General features: G+C 51.4%; 13 protein-coding genes. 7 read left to right on the top strand and 6 right to left on the bottom strand.

All coding sequences use genetic code 11. From position 1 onward, the window contains the following. The first annotated feature begins 155 nt into the window (after positions 1-155). From ppdD to hofC, 3 genes are read left to right on the top strand one after another with little or no spacing between them, the layout of a single operon-like run. Entirely contained in the window at positions 156-602 is a 447-nt protein-coding gene (gene ppdD, locus AB8809_RS03590; RefSeq protein WP_349854559.1) for a prepilin peptidase-dependent pilin, read from the top strand. Between the two features lie 2 nt (positions 603-604). Further along, positions 605-2,077, top strand: a complete 1,473-nt coding sequence (gene gspE / locus AB8809_RS03585; protein WP_349854560.1) for a type II secretion system protein GspE — start codon at positions 605-607, stop codon at positions 2,075-2,077. Further along, a complete protein-coding gene (hofC, locus tag AB8809_RS03580) occupies positions 2,074-3,279 on the top strand; it encodes a protein transport protein HofC (protein WP_349854561.1) in 1,206 nt (401 codons plus the stop codon). Before gspE ends, hofC begins: the two co-directional genes overlap by 4 nt. An 84-nt stretch (positions 3,280-3,363) precedes the next feature. Here the strand turns inward: hofC and AB8809_RS03575 are convergent, their stop codons facing one another. After that, complete coding sequence (locus AB8809_RS03575) at positions 3,364-4,404, bottom strand: GMP reductase (RefSeq protein ID WP_180778519.1); 1,041 nt, start codon at positions 4,402-4,404, stop codon at positions 3,364-3,366. Positions 4,405-4,821: 417 nt separating this feature from the next. Here AB8809_RS03575 and coaE point away from each other — a divergent pair, with 417 nt between their 5' ends. Genes coaE through yacG form a run of 3 tightly spaced genes read left to right on the top strand, consistent with a single transcriptional unit; the run spans position 4,822 to position 6,444 of the window. After that, positions 4,822-5,448: a dephospho-CoA kinase gene (gene coaE, locus AB8809_RS03570; RefSeq protein WP_225181937.1), complete on the top strand. Its 627-nt coding sequence runs from the start codon at positions 4,822-4,824 to the stop codon at positions 5,446-5,448. After that, positions 5,441-6,193 carry a cell division protein ZapD gene (gene zapD, locus AB8809_RS03565; protein ID WP_180778518.1) on the top strand — a complete coding sequence of 251 codons (753 nt, stop codon included), beginning with the start codon at positions 5,441-5,443 and terminating at the stop codon, positions 6,191-6,193. Before coaE ends, zapD begins: the two co-directional genes overlap by 8 nt. A gap of 56 nt (positions 6,194-6,249) precedes the next feature. Further along, positions 6,250-6,444 (top strand): DNA gyrase inhibitor YacG, encoded by a 195-nt coding sequence (gene yacG, locus AB8809_RS03560; protein WP_015841716.1) that lies wholly within the window; start codon positions 6,250-6,252, stop codon positions 6,442-6,444. A 64-nt stretch (positions 6,445-6,508) separates the two neighbouring features. On the opposite strand, the gene mutT is transcribed toward yacG, so the two are convergent. The 3 genes from mutT to secM all read right to left on the bottom strand — a co-directional run bounded on the left by mutT (position 6,509) and on the right by secM (position 10,331). Then, positions 6,509-6,904, bottom strand: coding sequence for an 8-oxo-dGTP diphosphatase MutT (gene mutT / locus AB8809_RS03555; RefSeq protein ID WP_349854564.1), 396 nt, complete (start codon positions 6,902-6,904; stop codon positions 6,509-6,511). 95 nt (positions 6,905-6,999) lie between these two features. Beyond that, a complete protein-coding gene (gene secA / locus AB8809_RS03550; RefSeq protein WP_180778703.1) occupies positions 7,000-9,702 on the bottom strand; it encodes a preprotein translocase subunit SecA in 2,703 nt (900 codons plus the stop codon). A 113-nt stretch (positions 9,703-9,815) separates the two neighbouring features. After that, positions 9,816-10,331, bottom strand: a complete 516-nt coding sequence (gene secM, locus AB8809_RS03545) for a secA translation cis-regulator SecM (RefSeq protein WP_349854565.1) — start codon at positions 10,329-10,331, stop codon at positions 9,816-9,818. Positions 10,332-10,357: 26 nt separating this feature from the next. Between secM and AB8809_RS03540 the strand changes: the two genes are divergently transcribed. After that, positions 10,358-10,885, top strand: a complete 528-nt coding sequence (locus tag AB8809_RS03540; protein WP_181845853.1) for a DUF721 domain-containing protein — start codon at positions 10,358-10,360, stop codon at positions 10,883-10,885. A gap of 12 nt (positions 10,886-10,897) precedes the next feature. Here AB8809_RS03540 and lpxC read toward each other — a convergent pair whose 3' ends face one another. Both lpxC and ftsZ read right to left on the bottom strand, forming a co-directional pair. After that, on the bottom strand, positions 10,898-11,815 hold the full coding sequence (lpxC, locus tag AB8809_RS03535; RefSeq protein WP_039490971.1) for a UDP-3-O-acyl-N-acetylglucosamine deacetylase: 918 nt from the start codon (positions 11,813-11,815) through the stop codon (positions 10,898-10,900). Positions 11,816-11,919: 104 nt separating this feature from the next. Continuing rightward, positions 11,920-13,071 (bottom strand): cell division protein FtsZ, encoded by a 1,152-nt coding sequence (gene ftsZ, locus AB8809_RS03530; protein WP_005975217.1) that lies wholly within the window; start codon positions 13,069-13,071, stop codon positions 11,920-11,922. Positions 13,072-13,130: the final 59 nt, after the last annotated feature.

Raw genomic sequence — 13,130 nt, 5'->3', positions numbered from 1 at the left:
TTTTTCACGCCTCTGCAAATGACTAAAAACATATCGTAGCGCTTTCCTATTTTCATTTTCCCCGCTCGCCAGCTTTCATTCCCTTTTCTATTCTGCCAGCCGTCCGTATGTATTTATGCGCCACCATATTTATGCGCCACAACAGGGAAATCAACATGACCACACAACAAGGATTCACACTGATTGAACTGATGATCGTCATTGCGATCGTCGCCATCCTCAGCGCCATTGGCGTTCCCGCCTATCAGGGCTATCTGCAAAAAGCGGCATTGACGGACATGCTGCAAACCATGGTGTCTTATAAAACACCCGTCGATCTCTGCGGGCTGGAAAATGCCGCTTTTACCGCCTGTAGCGCAGGAAATCAGGGGATTCCGGGCAGCAAATCTTCACGCTATGTCAGTGCCGTTAGCGTCGCCCAAGGAGTAATTACGCTGACCGGACAATCCACTCTGCAAGGGCTACGCGTTATTCTGACGCCAACGTGGGATAGCGAAACCGGCGCCTCACGCTGGACGAAAAACTGTGCCACAGATAACGGCGCAGAAAGCCTGCAAGCCACCTGTCAGGACGTTTTCCGTTTCGATAACACGGCAGGTTAATCATGACAGACTCGTCCTTCTCCTCCGAGCATACGCTCAGCGAACTACAGACGCTGTGCCGACGTTATCAGGCATTACTGCTTAACCTCGATGAACAAACACTGTCGGTTGCAGTCACAACCTCCCCTTCGGCGGAGATGATTGCCGCGCTGCGTTTTGCCAGCAATCGCCGCATTATGGTGGAGCAATGGCCGCAGGCCAGAATGGAACAGCAGCTTAACCCCGTGAATGCCGTTGCCGAACCCACAGAGACTTACCATACCAGCATTTATAACAACGGCACCGGGCAACAAGAGCATGACGACGACTCCCCCGTTGCACAATTTATCCATCAAACGTTGCGTCTCGCGGTTCAGCGACGCGCCTCGGATATTCACTTTGAGCCCTTACTGGACAACTATCGCGTACGGCTACGCATTGATGGCGTGTTACAGGCAATATCCGCACCGCCTCACGAACTGACAAACCGTATTACCGCGCGGCTGAAAATCATGGGTAAGTTAAACATCGCCGAACGACGATTGCCGCAAGACGGCCAGTTCAGCCTGATGCTGGATCAACAAACCTATTCGTTACGTATCGCTACGCTCCCTGTACAGCAGGGAGAAAAAGTGGTGTTGCGTATTTTGCAAACGCACCAGCAGGAGCTGGTGCTAGATAAACTTGGGCTTACCGCAAAAGCATTACAGCAGGTGATTCACGTGCTGAGCGCCTCACAGGGGATGCTGTTAGTTACGGGTCCGACAGGCAGTGGAAAAACGGTCACGCTTTACAGCGCGATACGCTGGCTGAACGATAGCAGTCGCAATATCTGTAGCGTAGAAGATCCCGTCGAGATCCCCTTGCAGGGTATCAACCAAACGGCAATCAATCCTAAAGCCGAGTTGGAATTTGGCCGAGTGTTACGTGCGCTGCTACGTCAGGATCCCGACGTGATTATGATCGGAGAAATCCGCGATGCCGAAACCGCAGAAATTGCGGTCAAAGCCGCACAAACCGGTCATTTGGTCATGTCCACGTTGCATACCAACTCTGCCGTAGAAACGCTAACCCGACTCAGTCACCTGGGCATCCCCGGCTATCTGCTAGCTGCGGCGCTAAAGCTCATCATCGCACAACGCCTTGTACGTCGGTTATGTCCACACTGTAAAACGCCGGGAGAATCACTACTTTCTCTGCCAAACGACATATGGCAAGGGCCACTGCACCATTGGCAAGCCCGCGGCTGTAGCCACTGTTTCTCTGGCTACTATGGCCGCGTCGCGATCTATGAATTACTTCCCATCACGCCAGATTTTCAGGCAGCGCTAGCGGGCAATGCCAGCGCAGGGGAATTATCTGTACTGTCTCGCCATTCAGGTTTCCCAACGTTGTTGGCTGCGGGTCTCGAGTTGGTCAACGACGGCCTGACCTCCCTCGCTGAAGTCTATCGTGTTGTGGGCGATGAACACGCTATGAATCAGGAGGCGCAATGAGACTAGCACGTTTGTATCACTGGCAGGCTATTACGTCCGAGGGCGAATTTGCCGACGGAGAGCTCATTAGTACACAACGCCAGCATGCCTATGCCAGCCTGATTGCTCAGGGCTACCAGCCGCTCATCGTAAAAGCTGGCGATTACTTGCCGCTTCGTTATTGGAAACGTGAACAGCTAGGCGAGTTAATCAAGCAGCTTGCAGCCCTGTTACACGCTGGGTTACCACTGCTGGAAGCATTAAAACTGGTGTCGGAACAGCATGAGCGCCCCGGTTGGCGCTGCGTATTACGGGATGTTCGTACCCGCGTTGCTCAGGGAAATTCGCTCTCTGAGGCATTACAGGAATATCCGCATATCTTTCCCGTTCTGTATCATTCCCTCATTGCCGTTGGCGAGTTAACCGGGAAGCTGGATACATGCTGCCTACAGCTCGCCCAGCAGCAAGAAAAGCAATCCAAACTGCAACAAAAAGTCATCAAAGCACTACGTTACCCCTGCTTTGTTTTGGCAATCGCGGTGTTGGTCAGCATGATGATGTTGACGCTGGTTCTGCCCGAATTTGCGACGCTCTACTCCTCATTTGATACACCATTACCGTGGTTTACCCGGCAGTTGATTTCTCTGGCAGAGGTCATCGCTGACGATGGTTTCGTTGGGTTGCTGTGTCTTAGTTGTCTGATAGTGGGATACGTCCGTTTGAGGCAGAAAAAGCCCCTATGGAAAACCAGAGAACAGGAATGGCTATTGAAGCTTCCCATCGTATCCAGCCTGCTACGCGGTAAGTCGCTGAACCAGATATTCACTATTCTGTCTATGACACAACAGGCCGGTTTGACGCTGCCTGAAGGGCTGGATGCCGCAGCGACAATCCGCCACCCGCTGTATCAGAATGCGATTCAACAGATACAGGCACAGCTACATCAGGGCACGTCGCTCTACCATGCCACACAGCATCATGACACGCTGTTCCCTGCACCCTGCCCGCAGTTGATTCGAGTTGGAGAAGAAACCGGGGCGTTGGATGCGATCTTTACACAATTGGCGGAATGGCATGAAGGACGGGTACAACAGCAGGCTGACATGCTGACTCAAACGCTGGAACCGCTGCTGATGATGATCGTCGGGGGGATGGTCGGAGCACTGGTGGTTGGCATGTACTTGCCTATCTTCCAGTTGGGAAATGTATTGGCCGGAGCCTGAACCGACCAATACCATATAAAAAACAAAAAGCTACACGCCACCTACTACCATTAGCGGCAGAAAGATGGCGTGGAACAACAGCAACTATCCGTTAAAAATACGGTTTTCCTGCTCGGCCACGCGGATAAACGTTGTACGCTTCGTTAGCTCTTTCAAACGGGATGCACCGACATAAGTACAGGCCGAACGCAGGCCGCCAAGAATATCGCGGACGGTATTGTCTACCGGACCGCGCAGTGGCAGCTTCACGGTTTTTCCTTCTGCAGCACGGTACTCCGCCACACCGCCGACGTGACGCTCCATCGCAGATGCGGAACTCATGCCGTAGAACAGCATCATCTTTTCACCGTTTTCTTCAACGATGGTTCCTTCACATTCATCATGCCCTGCCAGCATACCGCCCAACATGACAAAATCGGCTCCGCCACCAAAGGCTTTCGCTACATCACCCGGCATGGCACAACCGCCGTCGCTCACGATTTGCCCACCAAGGCCATGTGCCGCATCGGCACATTCAATCACTGCGGAAAGTTGAGGATAGCCAACCCCCGTTTTAACCCGTGTCGTACAGACAGAACCGGGGCCAATACCAACTTTCACGATGTCCGCACCGGAGAGGATCAGTTCTTCCACCATTTCGCCAGTCACGACGTTCCCAGCACAGATAACCTTGTCTGGGCAGGCCTCACGCGCTTTTTGCAGGAAAGTCACAAAGTGTTCAGAGTAGCCATTTGCCACATCGATACAGATAAATTTCAGCTCAGATGACAGCGCAAGAATCTGCTTTAACTTGACGAAATCAGCGTCAGACGTCCCAGTCGAAACCATGACATGGCGCAGTACCGATGCTGGTACACGTTGCACGAACTGGGACCATTGCTCGACAGAGTAGTGTTTATGGACGGCCGTCAGCACATCAAAAGAGGCAAGAGCTTCCGCCATACTAAACGTACCCACGGTATCCATATTGGCCGCGATAATCGGTACACCGGACCAGTTGCCGCCGGCATGGAGGAAGGTGAATTGACGTTCCAGTTCAACGTCGGAGCGGCTTTTCAGCGTCGAACGCTTTGGCCGGATGAGAACGTCTTTAAAGCCTAACTTTAAATCTTCTTCAATACGCATGAGGTTCGAGTTCCTGGTTAGTGACGGCGGAATGCTCAGTATCGTTACTGGGCGATACCCTAAATAATTCGAGTTGCAGGCAGGCGGCGACCGCACGAATCCCCAGGAACTTACTCAAGTAAGTGACTGGGGTAAGTAAGGGAAGTCAACACACATGCAGCTTGAAGTATGACGGGTATAATCATTTCTGAAAAAATAATGCCCTTTACCAGTGACGTTATCATACGCAGTAATAATCCTGCGGCAAGACTGCGATTTTCACTTTATTTGGGATAAAATCAGAGAAATTTACCTATCACCGAGCAAAGTGATAGCGTGAAGCAAACTGCGGTTTATGCCTGATTGACTTCAGGGGAATGGGAAGGTATTCCTCTTCCTTGAAAATAGTAGCAATGTTAACTTTTCAACACGGGTGCAATGACATACATCGTAGCCTTAACGGGCGGTATCGGCAGCGGCAAAAGCACCGTAGCCGATGAATTTGCCAAATTAGGGGCCACTATCGTTGACGCGGATATCATCGCACGTCAGGTAGTCGAGCCTGGGAAACCCGCGCTGGATGCCATCAGGCTCCGGTTTGGCGACGCTATACTCAATACCGATGGTTCATTGAACCGTACTGCACTACGCCAACGGATTTTTTCCTCGCCAGAGGAAAAACAGTGGCTGAATAATTTACTCCACCCGTTGATCCATCAGGAAACACAGGCCCAGTTTCAGGCTGCATCCGCACCGTACATTCTATGGGTCGTCCCCCTACTGGTGGAGAACAGTTTACAACAGCGAGCGCAGCGTATTCTGGTCGTTGATGTAGACAGAGACACACAGCTTGAACGCACGCTGGCCCGCGATGGTATCAGTCGACAGCAAGCAGAAAACATACTGGCAGCACAGGCTACCCGAGAACAGCGCCTGGCTTATGCCAATGATATTATTGATAACAGTCGATGCCCAAGCGAGCTGGCACAACAGGTTGCGAAATTACACCGCCATTACCTTGAGCTAGCCGCCTCCGCAGCCGACAGGATGACTAATAATGAGTGACGCCCCCTCAACCATTTTATTCGAATACCCGCTGAACGAAAAAACACGTACCTGGTTGCGTATCGAATCATTATTACAGCAGTTGCATCAAAACCACTCCCTGACCGATATGGGAAGCGCACTGACATTTTTTCGTGCTATCGCCGAGTTGCTTGATGTGCTGGAACGTGGAGATGTGCGTACTGAACTGCTGAAAGAGCTGGAGCGACAACAGCAAAAGCTACTGCAGTGGAGCGATGTGCCCGGCGTAGACATGGAACGCATCCATACGTTAAGGCGCCAATTGAAAGATCTGGCCAGCACGCTGATGGCGGCACCGCGGATGGGGCAGTTCTTACGGGAAGATCGCCTAATTGGCATGGTGCGGCAGCGGCTCGGCATTCCCGGCGGGTGTTGCAGTTTCGATTTACCAACGCTACATAGTTGGCTGCACCAGCCTCAGGAACTCCGTGAGAAACTGGTTTCTGGCTGGCTTAGCTCTCTGTCTCCGCTCAAACAAGCGCTGGATATGATCCTGGAACTGATCCGCCACTCTGGTATATTCCGCCCGCAGATCAGCCTGAACGGGTTCTTTCAGGACAATGCCTCCGATGCCGATCTGCTGCGCCTCCGTCTTGAACAGGCCCACCAGCTCTACCCACAGATATCCGGCCATAAAACACGTTACGCCATCCGTTTCCTGCCATTAGATAGCGAAAATGGCCATATTCCGCCTCGTTTAACGTTTGAACTGGCCTGCTGCTAGACTTAGCTCAGATAAACGAAAACGAGTTAAGCACCAAATAGAGTGAAAAGAATTTTATGACAACAGAGATTACGACGGTGAAGTGCCCAACCTGCAAGCAGGCGGTCGTCTGGGATGAAACCAGCATCTATCGCCCATTTTGCAGCAAGCGTTGTCAGCTCATCGATTTAGGTGAATGGGCTGATGAGGAAAAGCGTATTCCAAGTGATGATATGGTGTCTGATAGTGAAGACTGGAGCGAAACGCGGTAACAACCACGTTTCGCCACTATCGTTTTCAGGCAGGGATTTTCAGACAGGAAAAAGTAAGGCTAGATTAAAGCGATTTCAGCCAGCGGATCATCTCCGCATTCGCTGGCGGAAATTCTTCCTCACGTAATTCTTCTACGCTCACCCAGCGAGATTCCTGACCTTCCCGACCATAGGGTTCACCCTGCCACATTTCAACCAGGAAGAAATGAAGCGTAATAATTCTTTCCGGCGTAGAAAACGTTTTGTTGTTTAGCGACTGCGGTGCGCTAGCATCGATGCCCGTTTCTTCACGCAGTTCACGAATCAACGCTTGTTCTGGCGTTTCCCCCTCTTCAATTTTCCCACCGGGAAACTCCCACATCCCTGCCATATGAACGCCATCAGGGCGACGAGCAATGAAATATTGCTGTTCAGCATTGCGGATGATGCCTACCGCGACGGATAACTGTTTTTGCGTCATGACACTTCCTATCAGGTTCTTATCAAGTAAAAGGCGGTCAATGACCGCCTTTCCTTTGCACTTATGACATTTTATTCGCTGATTTCAGCGGCCAATTATTTCTGTAAACGGCCGTGGCACTGCTTATATTTCTTGCCTGAACCACATGGACAAGGATCGTTACGTCCAATTTTACGATCTGCCTGCGCCGGTGAACCGGTGTTCAGGCTATCTTCTTCCTGATGGCTCAACTGCTGTTGCCGTGCCAAACGTTCGGCTTCTTCACGGCGCTGCTGCTCCAGTGCTTCGATCTCTTCCGGCATTCTCACCTGGACTTTGCTCAGCGTGCTGATCACTTCATATTTCAGTGATTCCAACATCGCAGCAAACATAGAGAACGACTCACGCTTATATTCCTGCTTCGGATCTTTCTGTGCATAGCCACGCAGATGGATGCCCTGACGCAGATAATCCATTGCGGCCAGATGCTCTTTCCACAAAGAATCCAGCGTCTGCAACATGACGCCTTTTTCGAAGTTGCGCATGACTTCGCTGCCGACCACTTCTTCTTTGCGATGATAAACCTCAAGCGCCTGCTGGAAAATACGCTCACGCAGCGTTTCTTCGTGCAGTTCAGGCTCTTTATCCAGCCACGCCTTGATAGGCATATCCAGATCGAAGTCGTTCTTCAGGCGTTGTTCCAAGCCTTCCGTATCCCACATTTCTTCCAGTGATTCCGGTGGAATATAGCTGTCGATAGTCGCTTTGAATACATCTTCACGAATGCTGGTGATGGTTTCACTGATATCAGATACATCCAGCAGTTCGTTACGCTGTGTATAGATCGCACGACGCTGGTCGTTCGCCACATCATCGTATTCCAGCAATTGCTTACGAATATCAAAGTTGCGGCTTTCCACTTTGCGCTGGGCGTTAGCAATTGCCTTGGTGACCCACGGGTGCTCAATGGCTTCACCCGGCTTCATGCCCAGTTTACGCATCATATTGGAAACACGATCGGAGGCGAAAATACGCATCAACGCATCTTCCATCGACAGATAGAAGCGTGATGAACCCGCATCCCCCTGACGACCGGAACGGCCACGCAGCTGGTTATCGATACGGCGAGACTCATGGCGCTCTGTACCAATAATGTGTAAACCACCCGCCGCCAGAACAGCATCATGACGAACTTTCCAGGCCGCTTTGATTTCTGCAATTTGCTCATCATTCGGGTTTTCCAGAAGCGCCACTTCCGCCTGCCAGCTCCCCCCCAGGACGATATCCGTACCACGACCGGCCATGTTGGTCGCGATGGTCACCGCACCAGCCTGACCCGCCTGAGCAACAATATCAGCTTCCATGGCGTGGAATTTGGCATTCAACACATTATGTTTGATGCCCGCTTTTTCCAGCGCATGAGAAACCACTTCGGATTTCTCGATGGAGATTGTACCAACCAGAATCGGCTGACCTTTTACTGAACGCTCTTTGATATCTTCAATGATGGCATCGATTTTTTCCTGCTCAGTCATGTAGACCAGATCAGGCAAGTCTTTACGAATCATCGGACGGTTGGTCGGCACCACAATGGTATCCAGCTTGTAGATAGAGCTGAATTCGAACGCTTCAGTATCTGCCGTACCGGTCATCCCCGCCAGTTTTTCATACAGGCGGAAGTAGTTCTGGAAGGTAATGGAAGCCAGCGTCTGGTTTTCATTCTGAATCGTTACCTTCTCTTTTGCTTCCACCGCCTGATGCAGACCATCGGACCAGCGACGCCCCTGCATAGTACGGCCCGTGTGTTCGTCAACGATGATCACTTCACCGTCTTTCACAATGTAATCAACATCGCGGGTAAACAACACATGCGCACGCAACGCGGCGGTCACATGGTGCATCAGCATGATGTTCGTTGGGGAATACAGTGATTCCCCTTCTTCCATAATGCCTTCTTTCACCAGCAATTCTTCGACCAGAACCAGGCCACGCTCGGTGAGGTTAACCTGACGCGCTTTTTCATCAACAGAGAAGTGGCCTTCGCCGTGGAAGGTATCCGAATCTTCTTTCTCCTGACGGATCAGGTGAGGGATAATTTTGTTAACGCTGATATACAGCTCGGAGCTATCTTCAGCCGGGCCGGAAATAATCAGCGGCGTACGTGCTTCATCGATCAGGATGGAGTCAACCTCATCCACCAGCGCGTAGTACAATTTACGCTGCACGCGTTCTTCCGGGCTGAATGCCATGTTGTCACGCAGGTAGTCAAAACCGTATTCGTTATTGGTACCGTAGGTGATATCAGCAGCATAGGCTTCGCGCTTCGCCGGCGCAGGCATTCCCGGCAGGTTGATACCAACGCTCAGGCCAAGGAATTCAAACAATGGACGGTTATTTTCGGCATCACGCTGTGCCAGATAGTCGTTCACGGTAACCACGTGTACGCCGCGGCCAGTCAGCGCATTCAGGTAGGCAGGCAGCGTTGCCGTCAACGTTTTACCTTCACCAGTACGCATCTCCGCAATGCAACGCTCGTTCAGTACCATACCGCCGATAAGCTGCACATCGAAGTGGCGCATGCCAAATACACGCTTACTGGATTCACGTACGACAGCGAAGGCTTCCGGCAGCAGGTTCTCCAGCGACTCACCTTTTTCCAGACGAACACGAAACTCCAGCGTTTTCGCTTGCAGTTCCTCATCCGACAGCTTTTCCATTTCAGGTTCTAAGCGATTGATGACGTCAACATTTTTACGCATACGGCGCAGCGTACGATCGTTACGGCTACCAAAAATTTTGGTTAGGATATTCATGACCATAATAATTTTTAATCTCACAAGTGCCACGTATCCAGTGGCAACACAACATCGAAAATCTGAGAAACTCAGTGAAAAACGGGAGAAATTTCTTCAGCTAATTATCCATTACACGTTCAACTGAGAAGAGAAGGCCCTGCGCGGATGCCGCGGATTTGAGCAAGCCAGATGCCGACTTGATGATGAGCTTGGGGATAAAAAATGACTCGCCCAGCATGGGGGGAGATCACAAGGGGATACTGGGAATCCTGCGTCAGCAACGCATTTAACGTATCCAACAAAACCAGAGAATGAGGTTCTAGTTCGTCAGCCTGCTGGGCATTGACCGTTTGTGGCGTCGTCAAGGCAAAAGAAAGGTGGCGAATTACCGTACGGATCGCATGCTGATGCCAATAATCTACGCTGTAGGATGAGCGTCGATGCGCTTCTTTCAGTGCGACTAGATCGGTAAGGCTCAGCGATACGTTATTCTGGCGACTAACGCTGGAGCTTGAATTGGGGAGTGAAGTGATGTCCTGTGAGTCGTTCAGGCTTGTCGGCAGACCAAGACTCGCCGCGACCATCCCTAATAAGAGATGCGGCCAGAAATAACGTCTGCCAAATTGTCGCCAACGATTTAGAATACCAATCACGAGTAACATCCACCGGAGCCAGGTCTATGCGTGATAGCCGCCCACAATCACTGGAATTTCTGTTTGATAGCGCATCTAAGTCGGGTAAAGGCCCGCTACAAGATGTGCAACAGCGCGCTATCGCCTTATTAAAACTTAACCGTGCCGTGCGCGGATTACTGCCTGCACCGTTGCACCCATGGTGCCGCGTCGCTAATTACCGGCAAGGTTTACTGATACTGGAAACCGCTAACGCCAGTTGGCTGATGCGGTTACGTTACGAACAACCTGCGCTGCTCTCTGCATTACGCGCACAAATACTACCATCATTGGCTTCAATCGACATCAGGATTAATCCAACGCTTGCCGCAAAAGGGCATGAAATCGTGAAAAATAGTGACATTTCAGCGCCGGAAAATACCGATGATAAACCGCTGCGTCAGTTGAGCGAACAAAGTGCGGAGACATTGAGGACGTTGGCAGGAAATAGCCCGGAAAAACTCGGAAAGATATTAGAACGACTGGCTTCACTGGCCGGAGAGAGTACCAGTAAAACCAGTCGTAATAAGAAGTAACGACGTTAAGCGTTACGCCAGCACGATAGACGGTGCTTTAAACGCCAACGGCATTTCAGCTTCGTCTTCAAAGGTCACGTATTCCCACGCTTCCTGATTTGCCAACACAGCCTGCAACAGTTTGTTGTTCAGAGCATGGCCGGATTTAAACGCAGAAAACGCACCGATGATGTTGTAACCACACATAAATAGGTCACCGATAGCATCCAGCATTTTATGGCGGACAAACTCATCTTCAAAACGCAGACCGTCTTCGTTCAGTACGCGGTAATCGTCAACGACGATGGCACAATCCATACTGCCGCCCAGGCACAACCCACGAGACTGCAAGTATTCGATATCGCGCATGAAGCCGAATGTACGCGCACGGCTGATCTGGCGAACAAACGCATCAGCGGAGAAATCCAAACGATAGCGCTGGTTGCCCGCATCAATCGCCGGGTGATTGAAGTCGATAGTGAAATCCAGACTGAAGCCGTTAAACGGTTTCATTTCGGCCCACTTGTCGCCATCTTCAACACGAACTGGCTGTTTGATACGCACGAATTTCTTGGCACAATTCAACTCTTCGATACCCGCATCTAACAGCAGGTAAACAAACGGGCTGGCGCTGCCATCCATAATTGGAATTTCCGGTGCATCGACGTCAATGACAATATTGTCAATGCCCAACCCTGCAAGCGCAGCGTTAAGGTGCTCCACCGTAGAAATACGCACGTCATGCTCATTAACCAGGCAAGTACAGAGCATGGTATCACGCACGGATTTTGCATCAGCCGGGAAATCAACCGGGGGATTCAAGTCAGTGCGGCGATAGATGACCCCGGTATTTGCCGGTGCAGGACGCATGGTCAACGTGACCTTCTTGCCGGTATGTAACCCGACACCAGTCGCCTGAACAATACGTTTTAGTGTACGTTGTTTGATCATCATTTTATCTCGCATGTTACTGAACCTACCGACCTAGTATACACCAGGCTCGGTGGCACAGTTTAGCACAAAGAGCGGAGATTCCAACGTTATCTGGCAGCAAATTAGTCTGCCTGCTTACGCAGAAACGCCGGGATATCCAGATAGTCTGGCTCTTTATTCGTCTGCGGATTTTGGTCGTTAACCACCTTGGCAGCTGGTTTTTCTTGCGCCAGTGGCGTCATACCGTGCTGCTGATAGCGATGATCCATCACAGGCTGGCTGGCCTGCTTGTTCGTCACCAGCGTAATCTCAGGACGTTTGTCCATGCCGATACCCGTTGCAACGACCGTTACACGCAGTTCATCATTCATTTCCGGATCAAGCGACGTACCGATTACGACTGTCGCATTGTCGGACGCGAATGCACGGATGGTGTTACCTACCGTCTCGAACTCATCCAGACGCAGGTCAAAGCCCGCCGTGATGTTGACCAACACGCCGCGCGCACCGGACAGATCGATATCTTCCAGCAGTGGGCTGGAGATTGCCATTTCAGCGGCTTCTTCTGCACGGTCTTCACCGCGCGCAACGCCGGAACCCATCATGGCATAACCCATTTCGGACATCACAGTGCGCACGTCTGCAAAGTCGACGTTCATCAGGCCCGGACGTGTGATCAGTTCGGCAATACCTTGCACCGCACCTTTCAACACATCGTTTGCCGCGCCAAATGCATCCAGCAGGGAAATACCGCGTCCGAGCACTTTCAGCAATTTGTCGTTTGGAATGGTGATCAGCGAGTCGACGTGCTTAGACAGCTCGGCGATACCCTGCTCCGCAAACGCCATACGCTTTTTGCCTTCAAAGTTGAAAGGCTTGGTCACCACAGCGACGGTCAGGATACCCAGGTCTTTTGCGACTTCGGCTACAACTGGTGCAGCACCGGTGCCTGTACCACCACCCATACCTGCGGCGATAAACACCATGTCCGCACCTTCCAGTGCTGAACGCAGCGCTTCGCGATCTTCTTCAGCCGAATTACGGCCGACTTCCGGGTTAGCACCCGCGCCCAGACCTTTAGTAATGCCGCTACCGATCTGAATCGTCTGGCCAACAGCCGTTTTACGTAATGCCTGCGCATCCGTGTTGACCGCGAAGAATTCAACGCCTTCGATGCGCTCACGCACCATGTGTTCGACGGCATTACCACCGCCGCCACCGACGCCGATGACTTTAATCACCGCGTCGTTGGTTAATTCCATTGGTTCAAACATAATTTCTCTCCGTTTGTGCCTGTAACTGCGAGATCATAAAACTGTGCCAGGTGATCTCT

This window comes from Pectobacterium aroidearum, from assembly GCF_041228105.1.
Taxonomy (GTDB): Bacteria; Pseudomonadota; Gammaproteobacteria; order Enterobacterales; family Enterobacteriaceae; genus Pectobacterium; species Pectobacterium aroidearum.
Note: the sequence above shows the minus strand (reverse complement) of the source record. Positions and strands in the feature narration are given on the sequence as shown.